Source organism: Bradyrhizobium sp. MI1.3, assembly GCF_055811695.1.
In genome coordinates, this window is record NZ_JBVVPQ010000024.1 from 13,804 (window position 1) to 34,512 (window position 20,709).

The window sequence follows — 20,709 nt, forward strand, 5'->3', positions numbered from 1 at the left end:
TCCTTGCAAGTCTCCTTGCGGGGCCGGCGTCGCCAGTCGGCGCGCCGGACCGACGCTATGGCCTTACTTCGTGTCCTGGATACGCTTGACGAGGCTCTTCAGCTTCTCGTCACCCGCGAACTTGTCGTACACCGGCTTCATCGCGTCGACGAACTCCGCCTTGTTGGCGATCGTCACGACTTGAACGCCGGCCGCTTCGACGGTCTTGCGGGATGCCTGCTCACGCTCGTCCCAGAGCTTGCGCATGACGGGCACCGATTCTTTGGCCGCCTTGCGGACCATCGCCTGGTCTTCCTTGCTCAGCGTGTCCCAGACCGTCTTCGACATCACGAGAACTTCGGGCGCCAGGGAGTGCTCGGTGACGTTGTAGAACTTGGCGGCCTCGAAGTGGCGCGAGGACTCGTAAGACGGCCAGTTGTTCTCGGCAGCGTCCACCAGACCGGTCTTGAGAGCGGTATAGACCTCGCCATACGGCATCGGGGTCGGATTGGCCCCAAGGCTCTGGATCATGCCGACCCACAGATCGGATTGCTGGACGCGAATTTTCAGACCCTTGACGTCCGCGAGCGACTTGATCGGTGCCTTGACGGTATAGATGGACCGGGCGCCGCTATCGTAATAGGCGAGGCCGATCAGGCCTGCGGGCGCCATGGCCGCCAGGATCTCATCGCCGATCGGGCCGTCAAGGACGGTGCGCATGTGCTGCGTGTCCCGGAAGATGAAGGGCAGGCACAACGCGATGGTTTCCGGCACGAAGTTGTTCAAGGGCGATGCGTTGATCCGCATCATGTCGAGTGCGCCGATCTTGAGCTGCTCGATGGTGTCCTTCTCGGAGCCCAGCGCACCGTTGGGGAACACCTTCACGCCGAGCTTGCCGCCGCTCGCCGCAGCGAGCTGCTTGCCCATGAACTTGACGGCCTCGACGGTCGGATAATCGGCGGGATGGATGTCGGCGGAACGGAAATCGCGTGCGGTCGCCAAGGGGGCTGAGACCGCCAGCAGAGCGGCTGTGATGACGCCGGTAAGTATCTTCATCTGGGCTTCCTCCTGAGTTGATTATGTCGTTGGGCAGATGCTGCGGGCCGCCTTGGGTCGCTCCACTTCCGGTATGAAGTCAAGCGCCATTGTCGTCCCTAGGGCGCGCGGCATTCTCTGTCCAAGCCAAATCCGGCATCGATCAATGCTAGAGTTGCATCGATGGATCAAGCCGCCTTTGGGCGGACAACCGGCTCGTAGCCCGCTTTTTCCGAAATCATCTGTCCGTCTGCCGCGGGAAGCGTTTATGCGCGTTGCTTGACGCCGCCGGTGCGGCCCCCTCAAGATGCTGCGAAACAAAACGGACCATCCCGAGGAATGCCCATGCCGCGGAAGCTGATCGACATCTCCGTGCCGCTCAGAAACGACGTGACGGCGGATCCGCCGGGCAATCACCCGACGATCCAGTACATCGATCACCAGCAGGGCCTGCCGCGGATGCTGCAGTTCTTCGACGGCCTTACGGCGCAGGACCTGCCGGACGGCCAGGGCTGGGCCGTCGAGCAGGTCTCGCTGTCGACCCATAACGGCACGCATCTCGATGCGCCCTGGCACTTCCATCCAACCATGAATCGCGGCGAGCGGTCATGGACGATCGACGAGGTGCCGCTGGAATGGTGCTTTCAGCCCGGCGTGAAGCTCGACTTCCGGCATCTCCCCGACGGCTACGTGGCGAGCGCCGACGATGTCGAGAAGGAGTTGAGGCGGATCCGGCATTCGCTGTCGCCGCTGGAGATCGTCGTCGTCAACACCGGCGCCGGCGCCAGGTTCGGTCAAGCCGACTATGTCAGCTCAGGCTGCGGCATGGGCTATGAGGCCACCATGTATCTGCTCGAACGCGGCGTGCGGCTGACCGGCACCGACGGCTGGAGCTGGGACGCGCCGTTCGTCCACACCGCGAAGAAATATGCCGAAACGAAAGACGCCGGCCTGATCTGGGAGGGCCACAAGGCGGGGCGGCACATCGGCTATTGCCATCTCGAGAAGCTGCACAATCTCGACCAGCTGCCTTCGACCGGGTTCACCGTCTCGTGCTTTCCGGTGAAGATCGAGCGGGCCTCCGCAGGCTGGACCCGCGCCGTCGCGATCATCGACAGCTAGCTGTCGAGCCCGCTCTCGGCGAGTTCGCGCAAGGCATCCATGTCGAGCACGACGATGGCGCCGTGCTCGAGGCGAACCCAATTGCGGCCCGCCCAGGCGCGCAATTGCTTGTTGATGCTCTCGCGCGTCATCCCCACCATCTCGCTGATCTCCTGCTGCGTGATGGCGAGCGTGCCGCTGCCGGAGTCGAACTTGCGCTCTTCGGTGAGGCCGAGCAGCGCGCTCGCAAGCCGGCCCGGCAGATTTTGCAGGATCACCTGCTCGACCTGCTGGCTGGTCCAGCGCAGGCGCGCGCAGAGCAGCTCGATGAACTTCATTGCGAGCGCCGGCTGGCTCTTCACGAACGGCAGGAAATCCCGGCGATCGATGATGTAGAGCTCGCAATTGGTGTTGGCGGTCGCATCGGCCGACCTGGGGGCGCCGTCGAGCACCGCGATTTCGCCGAAGATCTCTCCGGGACCGATCAGATTGAGAATGGCATTGCGGCCGTCGGGCGACGAAGAGGAAATCTTCACCGTCCCTGTGATCACGGCGAACAGATTGTTGCCGGGATCGCCCTTGGCAGCAATCGTCGCGCCGCGCTTCACCGTGGTGTGCTTGGCGTAACGGCAGAGCTGATCCAGCGCCTCCGGCTCCAGATCCGCAAAGATCGGGTGCTTGCGCAGGACCGATAATTTATTCCCCGCCGCTTGTCGGGGGTCGTCGCCGGTCTTGTCCTGAGGCACGCCACTGGGCTCCTAAGACTGCGAGGCACTGGGGTCCCTGCGTAGTCAGTGTAGCCCAGTTTTTCAACCGGAAAGCATGCTCCCTTTTTGAGGCAAACGCGGCGAAAATGCCGCGGTCAGGCGTGAAGCCGGCAGCCGAAGGATGAGCCAATGCGTCCTAGGCGATGCAGAGTTGCAAGCGCCGCACGCCGCCTTGCGTTGAGGCGCTGCCAATCGTCCCGAGTTCGCACGGCATAGCCCGCGCCGCGGGCGCCACAAAATGCGACCCTAATCTCAGGAGCTTCGACGCTTGACGTCTGACTTGAGCGGGCCCGCGCTGGTTTGCCGGTCTGCCCAGGCCAGAGCCCCGGCGAATGTGACAAAGATTGCCACGACAATGATGCTCATAAGCAACGCGTCAGCCGGCATGATGCCCTCCCCTGTGGTTTCAGGCATTATTCGGGGCACGCGGCCGAATGCATTGATCCCGATCAAAATCGAGCCGCGCTGCGTCGGAATCAGGCTGCGGCCAGGGCCTCGACCTTCGCCGGATCGAGCAGGCTGATGCCGCCATGAATGATCTCGATCACGCCGTGGCGCTCCAGCTTGGTGAAGGTGCGGCTGACGGTCTCGATGGTCAGGCCGAGGTAGTCGGCGATGTCCTGGCGGCTCATCGGAAGCGGAACCGTGTCCGATGCCCCCTTCAGCGAGACCAGCCGCTCGCGCCAGCCGAGCAGAAAGGCCGCAACCTTTTCGTCCGCCGAACGGCGGCCGAGCAGGACCATGTGGTCCCGGGCCTGGTTCAGTTCGCGAATCGCCAGCTCGTTGATCCGCCTGAGGAGGTGCAGCCGGTCCTCAATGAAACGGCCGAAGGGTGCCTTCGCGAACTGGCATACGGTCACCGCGCCGATCGCATCGGCCGAAAAATTGTGCCTGCCCGAAATATTCATCCCCAGGAAATCGCCGGGCAAGGCAAAGCCCACGATCTGCCGGCGGCCGTCGGGCAGCAGCTTGTACAGCCGCATGACGCCCTCGACGAGATTGTAGAACGAGGTCGTGATGTCCTCTTCGGAGAACACAGTCTCGCCTGAGGAAAAATGGACGCGCCGGCCGAGATGCTCGAATTCCCGAAGCTCGACCGCATCCAGCGACGAACAAACCGCTGATGCGCGGACGGCGCAATCGCTGCAAAGCTGCCAGTTCGGCTCAATCGTGACTACGGGCTTCATCGAGCGCTCCAAGCGCGGGCTGCCCATCAGGCCCATTCCGTCGCGCGGCTGCATTTTACTGCACTGCGCCAAAGCCGGTTGACCCAGATCAATTTTGGAGGGAATCCCCGCCCTATTCTTCTCCCGGACTTAACCGGGGCCACTTTACATGCTGCAAGGAACGCTGCGTCGCGGGTTGATTGGGTTGCTTCTGATGACGCCTGCCCTGGCAGCCCCGACCGCCGAACAACGCGGCAAAGTCTTTGCGCGAGCCAATTGCGCGCGCTGCCACGCGATCGACCGTGCGTCGAACAGTCCGCTCAAGATCGCACCGCCGCTGCGCGCCCTGCACCAACGCTATCCCGTCGAGAGCCTTGGGGAGGCGCTGGCCGAGGGCATCAACACCGGCCACGCCGACATGCCGGCCTTCGAGCTCAGTCCGGACCAGATCCACGATCTCCTGTCCTACCTCAAGACCCTGGAATAGCCGGCGTCACACCGCCTGCACCGTCCAGCCGATCAGCTCCTTCGCGATGCGCGTGAAGGCCGTATCGAACGCTGCGACCGCCGCGGCCGGCTCGACCTTGTCGAGCTTTTCGCTGGTGTCGAGGAGACGCGAGGCGATCACCTTGCCGTTCTTGTCGACGATCCGCGCCGACAGTCCGATCTCGACCCGTGCCTCCCCCTCCGTGGCAATGCGGAAGCGCCTGATGTCGATCAGCAGCTGATAGTCCGCCTGCCCGAGATCGGCCGTGCGCAACGGCGCGTGGGCGATGTCGTAGTTCTCGAAACTGTCGATCAGCCGCGCCTGCACCAGCTTGGGAATGCTGTCGGCCCAGAGGAAGTCCGCAAAGCCCGGATTGTCGCCGCCAGGGGCGAACAGCATGCGCTGGGTCTGGAGCATGGCGACCGCCGTCGGCTCGGGAATGGCCAGTGACGTCGAGAGCGTCTTGCCGGCCGGCCCGAGGTTCTGCGGCGTGCGCAGGTCATAGGTGACTTTCTGCGCCGGCGTTCCGCCGCCGGTCATCTTCTCCAGGCCCGCCAAAATGCCGTCGATCTTGCCTGTGTTGCGCGCAAGGCCGTCGGAGAAGGTCTTGAGATTGGCGATGGTGTCCTTCAGCGGGCCCGAATTGTCCTCCAGCACGGTGTCGACCCGCCGCAGTGCATCCCGCGCGGCCTGCGTCATGCTCTGGCCCGCACCGGCCTCGGCAATCAAGGTCGGGGGCTCGCCGGATTTGGTGACGATGACGCCTCCCTCCAGCGTCACCACCGGCACGCCGGTCAGCCCCTGAAAATCGAGCCCGACCCTACTGTCGGCGCGCACCGGCGTGGTTGAAGCAACCGATATCGTCGCATTGACAAAGCGTGGATTGTCCGGCGCAAGCCCGAGCTGGGTGACCTCGCCGACGCGGATGCCGTTGAACAGCACGCCGGCGCCGACCAGAAGACCGGGCACCGGGCCCTGGAATTGCACGTGATAGCTCGTGCGCGGCCCGATGCCGCCGGTGTTGTTCAGCCAATAGACGAAGCCGAACACCGCGAGGATCGCGGCCAGGACGAAACTGCCGATCAGCACGTAGGGAGCGCGGGTTTCCATGTCTCATCTCATCTCGTGTTGCAGCATCTGCGAGCGCTTGCCATGGAAATAGGCGCGCACCCAGGGATGCTCGGATTGCAGCAGGTCGCGCATCGGACCGATCGCCACGATCTTGCCGTCGGCAAGAGCAGCGACCCGATCGCAGACCGTTGTCAGGCTCGCCAGATCATGGGTAACCATGAAGACGGTGAAGCCGAGGGTCTTTTGCAGGGTCGCGATCAGCGCGTCGAAATCACCCGCCGCGATCGGATCGAGGCCCGAGGTCGGCTCGTCCAGGAAGAGGATCGGCGGATCGAGCGCGAGCGCGCGCGCCAGCGCGACGCGCTTGGTCATGCCGCCGGATAGCTCCGCCGGATATTTATCGGCATCCTGCGCCCGCAGCCCGACCATTTCGAGCTTGGCGATCGCGATCTCGTCCATCAGCTCCTGTGACAGGACGAGATTTTCACGAAGCGGAAATTGGATGTTCTGCCGGACCGTCAGCGAGGAGAACAGCGCGCCCTGCTGGAACAGAATCCCCCATGTCGTGGCCGCGCCCTCGGTGCGGCCGCCGATTGGCCGTCCCGTGACCTCGATGGTCCCGCCTTGGCGCGGGATGAGGCCGATGATGGTTCGCATCAGCACCGACTTGCCGCCACCCGACGCCCCCACGAGTCCGAGGATCTCACCCCGGCGCACGTCGAGCGACAGATGATCGAGCACGGTCTGCCGGCCGAAGCCGACCACGAGGTCGCGGACGCGGATCGCGAACTGCTCTTGCGATTCGCCCATGATCACATTCCGATCGAGGCGAAGAAGATCGCGAACAGGCCGTCGAGCACGATCACCAGGAAGATCGACTTGACCACCGACGTTGTGGTCTGTCGTCCCAGCGACTCGGCGCTGCCCTTCACACGCAAGCCCTCGCTGCAGGCCACGATTCCGATCACCAGGGCCATGAACGGCGCCTTCAGGATGCCCACCTCGAAATGGGTGACCGAGATCGCCTCGTGCAGCCGCGCGATGTAGATCGCCGGCGCCATGCCGCCGTAGAACTGCGCGACCAGGCCGCCGCCATAGAGTGCGGCGATCGATCCGATGAAAGCAAGGATCGGCAGCGCAATCACCAGGGCCGCAACCCGCGGCAGGATCAGGACGTGGACGGGATCGAGGCCCATGGTCGAGAGCGCATCAATCTCCTCGCGCATCTTCATCGAGCCGAGCTCGGCGGTGTAGGCGCTTCCCGAGCGGCCGGCGACCATGATGGCAACGATCAGCACCCCGAGCTCGCGCAGCACCAGGATGCCGACCATGTCGACGGTGTAGGACTCCGCGCCGAACCTGCGGAAATGGAAAAATCCCTGCTGGGCGATGATGGCGCCGATCAGGAAGGTGATCAGCACGACGATGGGGATGGCCTGCCAGCCGATGCGATAGAGCTGATAGATCAGCGATGTCAGTCGCAGCGAGCGCGGCCGGCGCAGCACGCCGATCACGGCCATGCACAACGCGCCCAGCATTTGAAGAAAGATCGTGATGTCTTCACGCGCGCCGACCGTGGACTTGCCGAGATCGTTCAGTCTGAGCAGAACCGGGTTAGGTGCAGGCGTCGGCAGCGGCGTGTGGCGGTTGACCTGACGCACCTCGTCCATCAGGCCACTGAAATGGTCGGCGACCCCGATAAATTCGGTCGATCGACCGGACGATGAAGCCCTGCGCGACAGCTTTTCCAGGACCCAGGCGCCCAGCGTGTCGAGCGCGCTGACGCCCGACATGTCCAAGGTCACGGCTCTGGATTGATCGACGTCCGCCCCGACCGACCGGGACAATGTCTCCAGCATCGACACGTTCGCGGCAATCCACGGCCCTTCCGGGCACAATTTCAGCTCTTCGCCGGAGGGCGTTGCCAGCAACAGCGGTTCGGAGTTCACGCTTCCACCTCATCGGGACAACCCGGTCCCCATTCAGCCGGTCATTCTAGGCCAGCATGTGGCAGCCGGTTTGACCTGTCTCAAGACCACGACGCGTCTGCCTCCTTGACGCAAATCAAGCGCGGTCGGACCAGTGGGTCCTAGGTTTGTTTCCATTAACGGGGAAATCAGATCCATGTTCGACAGCGACAGAATGAGCGAAGAACTGCGCGCGCTGAAGATTGACGTCACACGCTTGCTGAGCACGGCCGGCGAGGAGATGTTCGACAGTTCGAAAGACCGCGCGGAGGCGCTTGCCGATCAGATCAGGGCCGCGCTCGCCGAGCTCGGCGAGACCGTCGACGAGGAGCAGCAGCAGCTTCAGGGCCTCATTGCGGACCGCCCGATCACATCACTGGCCTCGGCCTTCGCGCTCGGCGTGGTCGTCGGCTTCATGCTGCGGAGGCACTAGGTGAACACGGAGAATGTCGTCAAACATCTGCGTGTGCTCTGGCGTACCGACAGGATCATCGCGGACATCAGGCTGCGCCACCTGCTGATCGGCCTAGGCCTGCGCGCCTTTGCGGCGCTGATCGCCGCGTTCGGACTCCTGATGCTGGAGCTCTCCGCCTACTTCGCACTGGTGCAGATCTGGAGTGCCATTGGCGCGGCCGCCATCCTCGGCGCTGTCAATTTTGCCATCGCCGCAATTCTCTTTGTGATTGCCGGCCGGCGTCCTGCAGGCCGCGACATCGAACTCGCCAACGAGATTCACGGCGCATCCATCGAAGCGCTTCAACTCGAGGCACGCACATTCCAGGCCCAAATGTCGGGCGCCGTGCATCATCCGCTCAGCACGATGTTGCCCGTGCTGGTGCCGCTGATTGCGGTCCTGATCAAGACTTTGCGGAGAACGGCCAAGGACTCCGCCGCGGCAAATTCGGCTGAAGCGCGCTCATAGCGGTCGCGCTCAGAGTTTCAGCCTGACGTCGCAAATATCCGGTTCAGTGGGATCCGGCTTCACCTCGAAGCCGAGCTGCCGGCACATTTCGAGCATCGTTGTGTTCTCCCTGAGAACATCACCGGAGATCGCTTTGAGCCCCTCCGATCTCGCGTAGTCGATGATCAGCTGCATCAGGGCCCATCCCAGTCCCTTGCCCTTGAGATCGGACCGCAGCAGGATTGCATATTCGCCGCTCTCGTAGACCGAGTCCGAATGGAGGCGGACCACGCCGACCATCTCGCCGGTCGCCTCGTCGAATGCGATAAAGGCCATCGCGCGCGCATAGTCGAGTTGGGTCAGGCGCGCGATGAACTCGTGGGTGAACTCCTTCATCGGCGCGAAGAAACGCAGACGAAGATCGTGCGCCGTGACATGACCCAGGAATGCGTGGATGGTCGGCTCGTCCTCCGGACGCAGGGGCCGCGCGAAGATCCGCCAGCCCTCCTTGAGCTTGAGGCGGCGCTCCCATTGCGACGGATAGGCCCGAACGGCGAAGTTGGCGGCGCCGGAGCCGGCAAACTTCCGTTGCGGCAGCCCGACCGCGACGCGGGCATCGACCGCGGTCACGCCGGTTTCATCCGCCAGCAGCGGATTAATGTCGAATTCGCGGATCTCGGGAATGTCGGCGGCCATCTGCGCCAGCTTGACCAGGACCATGGCGACGGCGTCGGGCTTCACCGCCGGCACGTCCCGGTAAGCGCGAAGCAGCCGTGACACGCGCGTGCGGTCGATCAGGTCGCGGGCCAGTTGCAGATCGAGCGGCGGCAGGGCAAGCGCCTTGTCGTTGATGATCTCGACCGCGGTCCCGCCGCGGCCGAATACCACGACGGTCCCGAAGGTCGGATCGTCGGCGAGGCCCAGGATCAGCTCGCGCGCCTTCGCCTTGACGACCATCGCCTGCACGATGACGCCCTCGATGCGAGCTTCGGGACGCAGCTTGCTCGCCCGGGCGAGAATGTCGGTGGCGGCGGCGCGCACCGCCTCGACGGTCGTCAGATTGAGCACGACGCCGCCGACATCGGATTTGTGGACGATGTCGCGCGACATGATCTTCAGCACGACGGTGGCGCCTTGAGCAAAGATGTCTTCCGCGTAGGCCACCGCCTGCTCGACATCGGCCGCGGCGTAAGTGGGCACCATCGCGATATCGTACGCTTCGAGCAGGTGCTTGATCTCGACGGGTTCGAGCCATTGGCGGCCGTCTGCCAGGGCGGCAGCTACGATCTGCTTCGCAGCACGTGCGTCCGGCACGAACGTGTCGGGCATTGCGGGTGGAACCTGGCTCAACTCCTCCACGACTTCGCGATGCCTCACGAGGTACATGAAGCCGCGCACGGCGTCATCCTCGGTCGGATAGTTCGGGATGCCCGCACCGGACAGTGTTTCGATGATGTTCTGGTCTGCTCCGATCCAAGAGGCGAGCACGGGTTTGGCCCAACTGCGGTGCTTCTCGCGATACGCCTTGACGCGTTCGGTCACCATCGTTGCGATCTCGGCAGCCGAGGCAATCGCGGTCTGCACGTTGAGGACGAGGACCGCGTCGTTGTCGGGATCGCCGAGCAGCACGTCGAGCGCCGCCGCATAGCGCGACGCATCGGCGTCGCCCACGATGTCGACGGGATTTGCGCCGGACCAGGTCGGCGGCAGCGCGTCATCGAGTTTCTTGCGCGCGTCCGCCGAGAGGCTCGCCGGAATGCCGCCGAGCTCGACCAACCGGTCGATAGCGAGGACACCGATGCCGCCGCCATTGGTCAAGATGGCGAGGCGCTTTCCCGCCGGCGACTCGACGCGGCCGAGCGTCTCGGCGCAATCGAACAGCTCGCGCAGATCGGAGACCCGCAGGACGCCCGCGCGGCGGAACGCCGCGTCATAGACGGCGTCGGCGCCCGCAAGCGCACCGGTATGGGTGGCAGCCGCCTTCGCGCCCTGCGCCATTCGGCCGGACTTCACCACGACGACCGGCTTCACGCGCGCCGCGGCACGCGCGGCCGACATGAACTTGCGCGCGTCCTTGATGGCTTCGATATAGAGCAGGATCGCGCGGGTCTTGTGATCCATCGCGAAATAGTCGAGCAGATCGGCAATATCGACGTCGATCTGATCGCCGATCGAGACGATGCCGGAGAAGCCGACGCCGCGCTGTGCGGCCCAATCGACCATGCCGGCCGCGATCGCGCCTGATTGCGAGATCAGCGCGAGATTCCCCGGCCCCGGCATGTGCGCAGCAAAACTGGCATTGAGGCTCACGCCGGGCATCATGATGCCCAGGCAGTTCGGCCCGATCAGCCGCATGCCGTATTTGCGGGCCGCAGTGATGGCGGCCTCGTGGAGGGACCCCGGTCCATGGCCGAGCCCGGCCGAGACGATCAGGGCGCCCGCCGAGCCGCGTCGCCCGGCTTGATCGACAATGCCGGGAACCGCGCGCGCCGGCGCGGTGATGATCACGAGCTCGGGCACGAACGGCAATTGATCGAGGCTGTCCACGGCCGTGACGCCGCCGATCTCCGCATGGCGCGGATTAACGAGGCCGAACTGTCCCGTGAATCCAGCCTTACGGATGTTCTCCAGAACGGCGCGTCCGACGGAGACCGGGCGGGCGCTCGCACCGACGAGCGCGACCGAACGCGGCGACAGCAGGTTCTTCAGACGATAGGTTGACATGAAAGCAAATGCGCCCGGTCGGTGGCGGTTCCGATGGTTGACGATCAGGCCGATAAACTGGCCACCCGCCTAGTACGAGATCATAACCCAGCACGGTGGCTCGCCAATGACGGTCTTTGTCACACCGCCCCAAACGATCTCGTTCAGGCGCGAATGATGGTAGGCGCCCATTACGATCGCATCGATGGCATGGGAATTCGCCCAGCTTCCGAGCACCTTGCCAATCGAGCTGCCGCCGCCCGCCACGGTTTCAAACGAGGCGTAGACCCCATGTTCCCTCAAGTGATCGACCAGAGCCGTCCCGGATTGCACGATCGCCTCGGACTTGTCGTCCGCCACGGTCACCACGCGGACCAGGGCTGCTGCCTGAAGGATAGGCAGCGCGTCGCCGACCGCACGCGCCGCACGCGCGGAGTGGTCCCAGGCGATCATAACGTTCTCGAATTCCGGGCGCAGTTCGTCCACATGCTGCTCCGGGCAGAGCAGCACTGGCCGTCCGGATTCGAACAGGAGCGTCTCGATGATGTGCTCGGTTCGGCTGTCGTGCGGCTTCACGGGGACCAGCGTGAGATCGCTGAAGCGCCCGTGCTCGGCCAGGACTGACGCGATCTGGTCTGCCGGCACCTTGGCCGACCGGCTTTGAGCGCGAATGCCGGTGCGGGAGGTTGCGCGGGTGAACGCACCCAGGAGATCCTGACCGTCGCCCGCCCCAAGCGAGCCGTTTGCCTCGGCCGCATCGGAATCATCGGGGAGCATCACCTTCGGCCGCACGAAAACATCCTCTTCGAGTGCAAGCGCGGTGATCCTGGCGCCGAGGTCGGCGGCAACGGCCACGCATTTCTCGATCGCAGCAAGGGCCGGGCCGCGTGGCTGGCCGACGAGCGGCAGAAAGACGTCCTTGATGGGCATCGGGATTCTCCTCAGGCGCCAGAATAGGCTGGCTTTGGTTGGGACGCTTGATCCTCGTCAAGCCCGGGAACTCCGACCGGTCGGAAGGAGACAGGCTTTGACCGAAGTCAAGGACTGGCCGCGATCTGCTTCTATGGATTACCTTGATCGCGGAGCGAGCCGCCTTCCGACGCATCTGGACGTACCAGCTGGAATGACAGACGATTCTGCGACCCAGGACCGGATCTTTGCGGCACTCACCAATTCCGCGGATCATCCGAACGTGAGGCGGATCGATACGCACGCAGCTTCGGTCTTTCTCGAAGGCAAGCGTGCTCTGAAAATCAAGCGCGCCGTGCAATTTCCATTCCTCGATTATTCGACGCTCGAGAAGCGCAAGGCGGCGTGTGAGGAGGAGATCAGGATCAACCGGCCGCTGGCGCCGCAGATCTATCACCGCGTCGTGGCGATCACGGAAGAGCCCGATGGATCGGTGAAGGTGGACGGAAGCGGCCGGCCGATCGAGTTTGCGGTCGAGATGTTGCGCTTCGACGAAAGCCGGACGCTGGATCATCTGGCCAAGTCCGGAGCGCTGGATGACACTTTTGCCTCGGCCGTCGCCGATGCGATCGTGGCTTCCCATGCGCAGGCTGTTCGCGCCGGCGGCAACGCGTGGGTTTCCTCCATCCCTGGGCTGATCGATGGCAACTGCAATGGCCTGCGGACCGGCAATCAATTCGAAGCCGAAGAGATCGCAGAACTGGGCAGAGACTCGCACGCAATGTTCCTCCGCCTCCGGCCTTTGCTCGAAGAGCGCGGCCGTCAAGGCTTCGTGCGCCGCTGCCATGGCGACCTGCATCTCGCGAACATCGTGGCGATCGACGAGCGGCCGGTGCTGTTCGACGCCATCGAGTTCGACGCCCAGATGGCAACCACCGACGTGCTCTACGATCTCGCATTCGGATTAATGGACCTGGTGCACCACGATCAACCACGGGCGGCCAACATCGTGCTGAACCGCTATCTCGCCGCGACTCCGGTCGAAAATCTCGACGCGCTCTCCGCACTGCCGCTGTTCATGTCCGTCCGGGCGGCGATCCGCGCCCAGGTCGCGCTGGCACGGCTGAAGCCGCCGCATTCCGGTGATCCCAGCATTCTCGACGGGGCACGGCGCTATTTTGGCCTTGCGCGCGCGTTGATCCAGCCGCCCGCCCCCCGGCTGATTGCAATCGGCGGACTGTCAGGCACCGGAAAGACGATTTTGGCACGCGCGCTCGCGCCGGACGTTACGCCGCAGCCGGGCGCCGTCGTGCTGCGCAGCGACCTGGTCCGCAAGCAGATGTTCGGGGTCGATGACACGGACCGGCTGCCGGCATCCGCATACACGCCGGAGGTCACGGCCCGCGTTTACGACATGTTGGCTCGTCACGCCGGGCGGGTGCTGGCGCAAGGCCATTCAGCGATCATCGACGGCGTGTTAGCCCGCGAGGGCTAACGAGACACAGTCGCCGCACTGGCGCGCGAGCGCAACGTGCCGCTGAGCGGCCTATTTCTGATTGCGGACCTTGCGACCCGGCAGGCGCGGATCGGCGGCCGCCGGGGCGACGCATCCGACGCCACGCAGGAGGTTGCCGAGCGGCAAGAGCACTATAATATCGGCCATATCGGTTGGGCGACCATCGATGCATCCGGGACGCAAGAGCAGACGCTCCAGAACTGCCGGGACGCGATCGCCGAGAGCAAGTAAGGCAATCTGCAAATGGCGCGACCCAGCACGAGTTCGACGGCCGCGCGCGTCAAGCCTGCGGCGAGGCGCAATGCCCTGCCCGGCCGCCTCAGCCCCGGCATGGTCTGCGACACGGCGTTCCGGATCGTCGCCCGCCGTCACCTCGCCGCCGTTCTCGCCCAGCATGACGGCACCTGCCGCGGCGATCCGGAGGCACTGCACCAGATCCGGATTGCACTGACGCATCTGCGCACCGCCATCCGCTTCTTCTCGCCGATGGTCGATGATGCCATACGGCCGGAGGTCTGGACCGAACTGAAATGGCTGAACAGCCAGCTCGGCATGGTACGGGATCTGGACGTGGCGATCGAGCGGGTCATCGCCGAGAGTGGAGGCGAGTTGACCGTGATTGCCGAGCTCCAGCACTGGGACGAGAAGCGTGCCGAGAGCCACCGCCTGCTGGCGCGCGCGCTGCAATCCGCGCGATATCGCCGTCTCGTCGAGCAGACGTCAGCCTGGATCGAGAGCGGCCCCTGGTCGACCCGGCGCAGCAGGGAAGCTATCAGGCTACGCCGCTGCACGCTCGCCGACCACGCAACAGAGAAACTCACGGAATGGGAAAAAACGCTGCTCAAGAAAGCACGCAAGCTCCGCAAGCTCGACGTCGAGAAACGGCACAAGCTGCGGCTTCTCAACAAACGACTGACCTATTCGATCGAGTCCCTGGACGACCTGTTCGCCGACGAATCGCTGACGAAGCAGAAGTCGATCCTCAAGCAATTGCGCAAGGCGCAAAAATCCCTCGGGCGATTGAACGACGATGCGCGGGGGCAAACCCTGGCGGCGTCATTGAACGGGGCCGTCCCCGAGGCGGGCATTCGCTTCCTCAACCGCAAGCGCGAAAAGAAACTGTTGCGGACCGCCTCGCGCGCCTACCGGAAACTCGACAAGGCCAAGCCGTTCCGCTCCGCCGACCTTGCGCCGAATGCGGAGCCTGAGGACTAGGTGTGGACGTAGTCTCCTGGCGCGTCCGGCAGACCGTCAAGGTCTCCGCCTCCGATCTGCGGCGGATCGCAGGGCGACCCGGAGCGTGCGGCCAGCCATTCGGCCCATTCCGGCCACCACGATCCCTCGACTCGCGGCGCCAGCTTCAACCATTCGTCCGGGCCAACATAGGGCGCATCGGCGGCCTTGATCAGCACTTGATAGCTGTGGCCGGACTCGTCCGGCGCCGCGACGACGCCGGCATTGTGGCCGCCGCCGGTCAATACAAAGGTCACGTCGGCATCGACCTGGTAGTGGATCTTGTAGACGGATCGCCACGGCGCCACGTGATCGGCGAGCGTGCCGACCACGAACATCGGCGCATGGATGTCGGAAAGCGAAACACTCTTGTCCTCGACACGATAGCGGCCCTCGGCCAGATCGTTGCCCAGGAATAGCTTTCGCAGATATTCCGAGTGCATGCGAAAGGGCAGCCGCGTGGCGTCGGCGTTCCAGGCCATCAGGTCGCTCGGTGGCGCACCCTCGCCCATCAGATAGTCATGCGACAGCCGCGACCAGATCAGTTCATTGGAGCGCAACAGCTGGAACGCGCCGGCCATCTGCGTCGTGTCCAGATAGCCCCGCTGCCACATCAGGTCCTCGAGAAAGGCGACCTGGCTCTCGTTGATGAAGAGCGTCAGCTCGCCGGCCTCGGTGAAATCCGTCTGTGCGGCAAGCAGGGTGATCGTGCACAGTCGCTTGTCGCCATCGCGTGCCATCGCGGCCGCGGCGATCGACAGCAATGTGCCGCCCAGGCAGTAGCCGAGTGCATGGGTGTTCCGGCCCGGCAGGATCCGGCCGATCATGTCCAGCGCCGCCATGACACCCAGCTTGCGATAGTCGTCGAAAGCAACATCCCGATCTTTGGCATCCGGATTTCGCCAGGAAATCGCGAATACGGTGAAACCCTGACTGGTCAGATACTTCACCAGAGAATTCTGCGGCGACAGATCGAGGATGTAGTACTTCATGATCCAGGCGGGCACGATCAGGATCGGCTCGGGTCGCACTTGCGCAGTCGTGGGTTGGTACTGGATCAGCTCGATCAACTCATTGCGGTAAACGACCTTGCCCGGCGAAGCCGCGACCGTCTCGCCGACGATAAACTGTTCGTCACCCGCTGGCCTTGCGGCGGAGAGCAGGCGCATCAGATCGCTGCACCAGTTCTGCCAGCCGAATACGAAATTCTCCCCGCCGCTCCGGAACGCCTTCTCCAGCACTTGCGGATTGGTCGCCGCAAAATTCGACGGCGCCAGCATGTCAAGCATCTGACGCATCGAAAATTCGACGATGGCTTCATTTGCGTGCGACACGCCACGTACGCCGGTCGTGGCATCGTGCCACCAGCGCTCTCCGAGCAGGAACGCCTGCGCAAGCAGATTGAACGGTGCGGCTTCCCACTGTGGCCCCCTGAAGCGACGATCCCGCCCCTGCGGCGCAATCACGGACCACGGTTTTTGCGACGTCGCATGCGCGGCGGCTTCCACAAACTGGCCCATGTCGCGAAGCATGTTGCGCGAAATCTCCACCTGACGCTGGGGCGCCGCAGCCAGATGAGAGCTCCAATCGAGCCAGGCGAGCGACAAGGCCAGCGGCGAAATCCCGCCCGTCAACCGCGCCAGCATCGCATGAAACGCGCGGTCAAGAGGGTATGGCTCCGATACAGGCAGGGAATCGGCGGCGACGGGCCTTCCAGCCAGGGCTTCCGGGGCCGTCGTAGAGGCTTCGGGCTCAACAACAGGACTGACGGAGAGAGCCTGCGCGGACGGCTCTTCGTGTCTTGGAAATATCTGCACGACGCTCATGGCTGAATGTTCCTGCCCGCTTCTTGGCGGCGTGGCAGCAGGATATGGCGAGGCTTCGGATGCGCGTTGAGCTGCATCAAGTCCGGGCATCGATCACGATTGCTCAACCGGGAAGAGCCCGATTCATCCTTTGACCTGCGTCAAGCCGCAGCACGACGCCAGAGCTAGGCTCCCCGCATCGATATTCGACAAGCCAGCGGAGTCCGGCATGCGTGCCCATCAGATCATGACCCGGTCGGTCATCTCGGTTACCCCAGACACCAGCATCGTGGAGGCGGCAAACATCATGCTGAAGCGGCATGTCAGCGGTCTCACCGTCGTCGACGATGCCGGCAAGCTGGTCGGCGTGGTCTCGGAAGGCGACTTCATCCGCCGCAGCGAAATCGGCACGGGACGCAAGCGAGGGCGCTGGCTGCGGTTCATTCTCGGATCCGGCAAATCGGCCAGCGACTTCGTCCACGAGCACGGCCGCAAGGTCTCGGAGGTGATGACCCGTTCACCAGTGACCATCACCGAGGATACGGCACTTGCCGAGATCGTCGATCTCATGGAACGGAACAATGTGAAGCGTCTACCGGTGATCCGCGGCGACAAGATCGTCGGCATCGTGTCGCGCGCGAACCTGCTCCAGGCGGTGGCGGACCTCGCCCGAGACGTACCCGACCCGACCGCGGACGACGATCACATTCGCAGCCGCATCATCGATACCATGGAGAAGAACGACTGGTGCCCGTTCGGGCTGAACGTCATCGTCCGCGACGGAATCGTTCATCTCAGCGGCGTCATCACCGAGGAGCGCGTGCGACAGGCCGCGGTCGTCGCAGCGGAGAACGTCAACGGCGTGAAGAAGGTGCATGACCATCTCTGCTGGGTCGACACCATGTCAGGAATATATCTGAACTCACCCGAGGACGATGACCTCGCCAAGGCAAGCTGACCAAGGCAAGCTGACCAAGCAAGCTGAGCGCGCACCGATCGCAGTTCAGCGCGGAATGACGGCGGTGGCCTCGATCTCGACTCGCGCCGCCTTCTCGACGAGGCGGACGACCTGAACCAGCGCCATCGCCGGGTAGTGCGCGCCGAAGATGGCGCGGTAGGCCTTGCCGAGCTCTTTCAGGTTCGTCAGGTACTCGTCCATGTCGACGACGTACCAGGTCAGGCGCACCAGATGCTCGGGCTGCGCGCCGGCCTCCGCAAGGATCGCGGCGATGTTGCTCAGGGTCTGGCGCACCTGCGCGACAAAACCCTCCGCGAGACGCTCCTCGGCATCCCAGCCGATGACGCCGCCAGTGACGACGATGCGTCCCTCGGCGGCCATGCCGTTGGCATAGCCTTTCGGCACCGGCCAACCGGACGGCTGGAGCACCTGCGCCCTGGCGCGGGCTTCGTCCTCGGCTGCTGTCGGCAGCACCGCGAGCTGCGGGCCTTTCGGCGTCGTCACGGACAATTCTCTATCCCTCTCTCATTCCGCCGCGACGCCGGAGGACGTCACCGCGGTCTGCGCCAGTTGCCGCAGGGCAAAGCGCTTTAGTTTGCCGGTCTCGGTCTTCGGCAGTTGCGTCACGAACTCGATCGCGCGCGGATATTTGTATGGCGCGATCTCGCGTTTGACATGCTCCTGCAACGCAGCCACGAGCTCGGCGTCCGGCGTAACGCCCGGCGCGGCAACGACATAGGCCTTCACGATCATGCCGCGCGCTTCGTCCGGCGCGCCGACCACCCCGCACTCGAGGACGGAGGGATGCGTAAGCAGCGCCGCCTCGACGTCCGTGCCAGCGATGTTGTAGCCGGCCGACACGATCATGTCGTCTGAGCGCGATTGGTACCAGAAATAGCCGTCGCTATCCATCAGATAGGTGTCGCCGGTGATGTTCCAGCCGTTCTGGACGTATTTGCGCTGCCGCTCGTCGGCGAGATAGCGGCATCCGGTCGGCCCGCGTACCGCGAGCCTTCCCATCGCGCCCGGCGGAACGTCGTTGCCCGAATCATCGACGATCTTCGCCTCATACCCAGGCACCGGCTTGCCCGTCGCACCCGGGCGGATTTCGTCCTCGGTCGCGCTGATGAAGATGTGCAGCAGCTCGGTCGAGCCGATGCCGTCCATCAGCTTGATGCCGGTCGCCTTCAGCCAGGCATCGAATGTCGGCTTGGGCAGCGTCTCGCCGGCGGACACGCACTTGCGGAGCGACGAAATATCGCGGCCCGGAAGCTTGCCAATCATCGCCCGGTACGCGGTCGGGGCGGTGAAACAGACCGTGGTCTTGTACTGCTCGATCGCATTCAGAATGTCGTCGGGCGCGGTCTTCTCCAGAACGACGAAGGAGGCGCCGATGTGCATCGGAAACAGCACGCCGCCGAAGCCAAACGTGAAGGCGAGCGGTGCCGAGCCGACGAAGCGATCCTTCTGCTCCGCGCGCAGGATATTGCGCGCATAGCCATCGCAGACCGCCAGCATGTCACGGTGGAAATGCATGGTGCCCTTGGGATCGCCGGTCGTGCCCGACGTGAAAGCGATCAGGCAGACGTCGTCGGAGGCGGTATCGACAGCTCTGAACTCCGGACTTGCATCCCCCATCAGCGCCTCGAGCGAGTCGCCGCTGCCGTTGCCCCAATAGACCACGCGCTTGAGACCGGGGGCTGCGGCTTTCGCTTTCTCCATTTCGTCGGCGAGCTTGCCATCGCAGAGCGCAAATGCGATCTCCGCCTTCTGGATCGGATAGGACAGCTCCTTCGCACGCAACAGCGGCATCGTCGCCACGACGATGCCACCGGCCTTGATCACTGCCAGATAGGTCGCGACCATCATCGGATTGTTGGCCGAGCGTAGCAGCACGCGCCCGCCGGTGACGAGACCAAGCTTGCCGACCAGCACATTGGCGATGCGGTTCACGACCGTTTGCAGCTCACGATAGGTGTAGCTGACGGCGGGGCTGATCACACAGGGAGCGTCGCCATGTCCCTGCTCGACCCAACGGTCGAGGAAATAGCTGACGCAGTTGAGGCGGGGCGGATATTGCAGTTCCGGTCGCGTGAAGATGAATTCCGGCCAGAGCTCGGCTGGCGGAAGATGTTGCCGCGCGAATGTATCGACATGGGCTGTCGCGGCATTGTCGTCACGCGAGCCCGAGACTTGAACCTTGGCGGCGTTGGCCATCGCACGCTCCTTTCAGCATGGAAAGCACCCGGCAGCACTAACTCGGAAACATTTTAGGCTTAAAGCAATTTCGCGCAATAGCGGATTTTGGGCATCCCGTGCTTTTTCCGGCGGCAAACGGGATGGGCGGGTGCCTCAGCCGCGGACTAGGCCCGGCGGCGAGCGGCCGATTTCTGCGCCGATGCCTTGGTCTTGGCGAGCAGCCGCATCAATTCGCGCACATCCTTCGGCGTCAGATCGGCGAAGAGATCGGCGATCCAGGTTTCGTGTTCCGCGGCCATTCTGCGAAACTCGGCGCGACCGAGTTTAGTCAGCCGGATCACCTGGACGCGGCGGTCCGTCTCCGACGTGCGGCGGTCGAGATGACCGGATTCCACGAGGCGCTCGACGAGGCCGGTGACATTGCCGTTCGACACCATCATGCGCTTGGAGACGTCGGACAGCGTCATGCCGTCGGGTGCCTTGTCGAGCTGCGCCATCAGGTCGAAACGGGGCAATGTCACGTCGAAGCGCTGCCGCAACCGGCCACGGACCTCGCCCTCGATCAAGGTCGTGCAGGTCAAGAGACGCAGCCACAGCCGAAGCTCTTCGGCGTGATCCTCCGGAGTTTCGACGGCCTTGGTCTCGGAATCGAGCATGTTGATGCAGTCACTCACGGCCGACATTCGCGCCCGGCAGGGAATCCCAACATTTTGAGCTTCAAATAAATCGAAGCCGGCTGCAAGCCTAAAGCCGCAACAATCGACCGCATGCCCATTTCTTTAGGCTTCAAATAATTGGCGCGCCGCTTGCATGCACCGCTGCCCGCAGGCTGACGAGTTGAGCTTAGCTTGCCGCGGCAGCAATCATCGGCATAAACTTGGATTGGAGTAGCGGCTTGCAACGCAAGTCCTG

18 protein-coding genes and 1 pseudogene are annotated in these 20,709 nt (G+C 63.9%); 7 read left to right on the top strand and 12 right to left on the bottom strand.

Features of this window, described 5'->3' with window-relative positions; genetic code table 11:
- Positions 1-63: 63 nt before the first annotated feature.
- Positions 64-1,035, bottom strand: coding sequence for a TRAP transporter substrate-binding protein (locus AC0L3A_RS18990; RefSeq protein ID WP_007601609.1), 972 nt, complete (start codon positions 1,033-1,035; stop codon positions 64-66).
- A gap of 324 nt (positions 1,036-1,359) precedes the next feature.
- Here AC0L3A_RS18990 and AC0L3A_RS18995 point away from each other — a divergent pair, with 324 nt between their 5' ends.
- Positions 1,360-2,136, top strand: coding sequence for a cyclase family protein (locus tag AC0L3A_RS18995; RefSeq protein WP_219682425.1), 777 nt, complete (start codon positions 1,360-1,362; stop codon positions 2,134-2,136).
- Here the strand turns inward: AC0L3A_RS18995 and AC0L3A_RS19000 are convergent.
- Together AC0L3A_RS19000 and AC0L3A_RS19005 are read right to left on the bottom strand one after the other, a co-directional pair.
- Entirely contained in the window at positions 2,133-2,861 is a 729-nt protein-coding gene (locus tag AC0L3A_RS19000; protein WP_007601607.1) for a Crp/Fnr family transcriptional regulator, read from the bottom strand. The genes AC0L3A_RS18995 and AC0L3A_RS19000 overlap by 4 nt on opposite strands.
- Positions 2,862-3,358: 497 nt before the next feature.
- Positions 3,359-4,069 (bottom strand): helix-turn-helix domain-containing protein, encoded by a 711-nt coding sequence (locus tag AC0L3A_RS19005; protein WP_473254962.1) that lies wholly within the window; start codon positions 4,067-4,069, stop codon positions 3,359-3,361.
- A 148-nt stretch (positions 4,070-4,217) separates the two neighbouring features.
- Here AC0L3A_RS19005 and AC0L3A_RS19010 point away from each other — a divergent pair, with 148 nt between their 5' ends.
- The gene (locus AC0L3A_RS19010) at positions 4,218-4,535 is read left to right on the top strand and encodes a c-type cytochrome (RefSeq protein ID WP_354128472.1); all 318 of its coding nucleotides are present in this window, start codon (positions 4,218-4,220) and stop codon (positions 4,533-4,535) included.
- 6 nt (positions 4,536-4,541) lie between these two features.
- Here the strand turns inward: AC0L3A_RS19010 and AC0L3A_RS19015 are convergent, their stop codons facing one another.
- Genes AC0L3A_RS19015 through AC0L3A_RS19025 form a run of 3 tightly spaced genes read right to left on the bottom strand, consistent with a single transcriptional unit; the run spans position 4,542 to position 7,555 of the window.
- Positions 4,542-5,645 carry an ABC-type transport auxiliary lipoprotein family protein gene (locus AC0L3A_RS19015; RefSeq protein WP_354128473.1) on the bottom strand — a complete coding sequence of 368 codons (1,104 nt, stop codon included), beginning with the start codon at positions 5,643-5,645 and terminating at the stop codon, positions 4,542-4,544.
- A 3-nt stretch (positions 5,646-5,648) separates the two neighbouring features.
- Positions 5,649-6,416: an ABC transporter ATP-binding protein gene (locus AC0L3A_RS19020; RefSeq protein WP_219682423.1), complete on the bottom strand. Its 768-nt coding sequence runs from the start codon at positions 6,414-6,416 to the stop codon at positions 5,649-5,651.
- A 2-nt stretch (positions 6,417-6,418) separates the two neighbouring features.
- Positions 6,419-7,555, bottom strand: coding sequence for an MlaE family ABC transporter permease (locus AC0L3A_RS19025; RefSeq protein ID WP_354128474.1), 1,137 nt, complete (start codon positions 7,553-7,555; stop codon positions 6,419-6,421).
- Between the two features lie 175 nt (positions 7,556-7,730).
- Between AC0L3A_RS19025 and AC0L3A_RS19030 the strand changes: the two genes are divergently transcribed.
- Together AC0L3A_RS19030 and AC0L3A_RS19035 are read left to right on the top strand one after the other, a co-directional pair.
- Positions 7,731-8,006, top strand: coding sequence for a hypothetical protein (locus tag AC0L3A_RS19030; RefSeq protein WP_473254964.1), 276 nt, complete (start codon positions 7,731-7,733; stop codon positions 8,004-8,006).
- Positions 8,007-8,495: a phage holin family protein gene (locus AC0L3A_RS19035; protein WP_473254965.1), complete on the top strand. Its 489-nt coding sequence runs from the start codon at positions 8,007-8,009 to the stop codon at positions 8,493-8,495.
- 9 nt (positions 8,496-8,504) lie between these two features.
- Here AC0L3A_RS19035 and AC0L3A_RS19040 read toward each other — a convergent pair whose 3' ends face one another.
- Together AC0L3A_RS19040 and AC0L3A_RS19045 are read right to left on the bottom strand one after the other, a co-directional pair.
- Positions 8,505-11,198, bottom strand: coding sequence for a bifunctional acetate--CoA ligase family protein/GNAT family N-acetyltransferase (locus AC0L3A_RS19040; protein ID WP_473254966.1), 2,694 nt, complete (start codon positions 11,196-11,198; stop codon positions 8,505-8,507).
- A gap of 69 nt (positions 11,199-11,267) precedes the next feature.
- Entirely contained in the window at positions 11,268-12,107 is an 840-nt protein-coding gene (locus AC0L3A_RS19045; protein WP_473254967.1) for a universal stress protein, read from the bottom strand.
- A gap of 193 nt (positions 12,108-12,300) precedes the next feature.
- On the opposite strand from AC0L3A_RS19045, the pseudogene AC0L3A_RS19050 reads away from it, so the two are divergent.
- Positions 12,301-13,833, top strand: a pseudogene (locus tag AC0L3A_RS19050) (bifunctional aminoglycoside phosphotransferase/ATP-binding protein).
- Between the two features lie 12 nt (positions 13,834-13,845).
- On the top strand, positions 13,846-14,817 hold the full coding sequence (locus tag AC0L3A_RS19055; RefSeq protein WP_473254968.1) for a CHAD domain-containing protein: 972 nt from the start codon (positions 13,846-13,848) through the stop codon (positions 14,815-14,817).
- Here the strand turns inward: AC0L3A_RS19055 and AC0L3A_RS19060 are convergent.
- On the bottom strand, positions 14,814-16,661 hold the full coding sequence (locus AC0L3A_RS19060) for a PHA/PHB synthase family protein (protein WP_473254969.1): 1,848 nt from the start codon (positions 16,659-16,661) through the stop codon (positions 14,814-14,816). The two genes, AC0L3A_RS19055 and AC0L3A_RS19060, sit on opposite strands and share 4 nt — an antisense overlap.
- 208 nt (positions 16,662-16,869) lie before the next feature.
- On the opposite strand from AC0L3A_RS19060, the gene AC0L3A_RS19065 reads away from it, so the two are divergent.
- Positions 16,870-17,598, top strand: coding sequence for a CBS domain-containing protein (locus AC0L3A_RS19065; RefSeq protein ID WP_473254971.1), 729 nt, complete (start codon positions 16,870-16,872; stop codon positions 17,596-17,598).
- Positions 17,599-17,643: 45 nt separating this feature from the next.
- Here AC0L3A_RS19065 and AC0L3A_RS19070 read toward each other — a convergent pair whose 3' ends face one another.
- The 3 genes from AC0L3A_RS19070 to AC0L3A_RS19080 all read right to left on the bottom strand — a co-directional run bounded on the left by AC0L3A_RS19070 (position 17,644) and on the right by AC0L3A_RS19080 (position 20,480).
- On the bottom strand, positions 17,644-18,102 hold the full coding sequence (locus tag AC0L3A_RS19070) for a RidA family protein (RefSeq protein WP_219682413.1): 459 nt from the start codon (positions 18,100-18,102) through the stop codon (positions 17,644-17,646).
- 21 nt (positions 18,103-18,123) lie between these two features.
- Entirely contained in the window at positions 18,124-19,815 is a 1,692-nt protein-coding gene (locus AC0L3A_RS19075; RefSeq protein WP_473254973.1) for a benzoate-CoA ligase family protein, read from the bottom strand.
- A 146-nt stretch (positions 19,816-19,961) separates the two neighbouring features.
- Complete coding sequence (locus AC0L3A_RS19080; protein WP_473254974.1) at positions 19,962-20,480, bottom strand: MarR family winged helix-turn-helix transcriptional regulator; 519 nt, start codon at positions 20,478-20,480, stop codon at positions 19,962-19,964.
- Between the last annotated feature and the right edge of the window lie 229 nt (positions 20,481-20,709).

Bases quoted from the DNA above. Each gene is read 5' to 3' on its own strand.
- AC0L3A_RS18990 (WP_007601609.1), bottom strand. From the start codon at position 1,035: ATGAAGATACTTACCGGCGTCATCACAGCCGCTCTGCTGGCGGTCTCA.
- AC0L3A_RS18995 (WP_219682425.1), top strand. From the start codon at position 1,360: ATGCCGCGGAAGCTGATCGACATCTCCGTGCCGCTCAGAAACGACGTG.
- AC0L3A_RS19005 (WP_473254962.1), bottom strand. From the start codon at position 4,069: ATGAAGCCCGTAGTCACGATTGAGCCGAACTGGCAGCTTTGCAGCGAT.
- AC0L3A_RS19010 (WP_354128472.1), top strand. From the start codon at position 4,218: ATGCTGCAAGGAACGCTGCGTCGCGGGTTGATTGGGTTGCTTCTGATG.
- AC0L3A_RS19015 (WP_354128473.1), bottom strand. From the start codon at position 5,645: ATGGAAACCCGCGCTCCCTACGTGCTGATCGGCAGTTTCGTCCTGGCC.
- AC0L3A_RS19020 (WP_219682423.1), bottom strand. From the start codon at position 6,416: ATGGGCGAATCGCAAGAGCAGTTCGCGATCCGCGTCCGCGACCTCGTG.
- AC0L3A_RS19030 (WP_473254964.1), top strand. From the start codon at position 7,731: ATGTTCGACAGCGACAGAATGAGCGAAGAACTGCGCGCGCTGAAGATT.
- AC0L3A_RS19040 (WP_473254966.1), bottom strand. From the start codon at position 11,198: ATGTCAACCTATCGTCTGAAGAACCTGCTGTCGCCGCGTTCGGTCGCG.
- AC0L3A_RS19045 (WP_473254967.1), bottom strand. From the start codon at position 12,107: ATGCCCATCAAGGACGTCTTTCTGCCGCTCGTCGGCCAGCCACGCGGC.
- AC0L3A_RS19055 (WP_473254968.1), top strand. From the start codon at position 13,846: ATGGCGCGACCCAGCACGAGTTCGACGGCCGCGCGCGTCAAGCCTGCG.
- AC0L3A_RS19060 (WP_473254969.1), bottom strand. From the start codon at position 16,661: ATGAGCGTCGTGCAGATATTTCCAAGACACGAAGAGCCGTCCGCGCAG.
- AC0L3A_RS19065 (WP_473254971.1), top strand. From the start codon at position 16,870: ATGCGTGCCCATCAGATCATGACCCGGTCGGTCATCTCGGTTACCCCA.
- AC0L3A_RS19075 (WP_473254973.1), bottom strand. From the start codon at position 19,815: ATGGCCAACGCCGCCAAGGTTCAAGTCTCGGGCTCGCGTGACGACAAT.
- AC0L3A_RS19080 (WP_473254974.1), bottom strand. From the start codon at position 20,480: ATGTCGGCCGTGAGTGACTGCATCAACATGCTCGATTCCGAGACCAAG.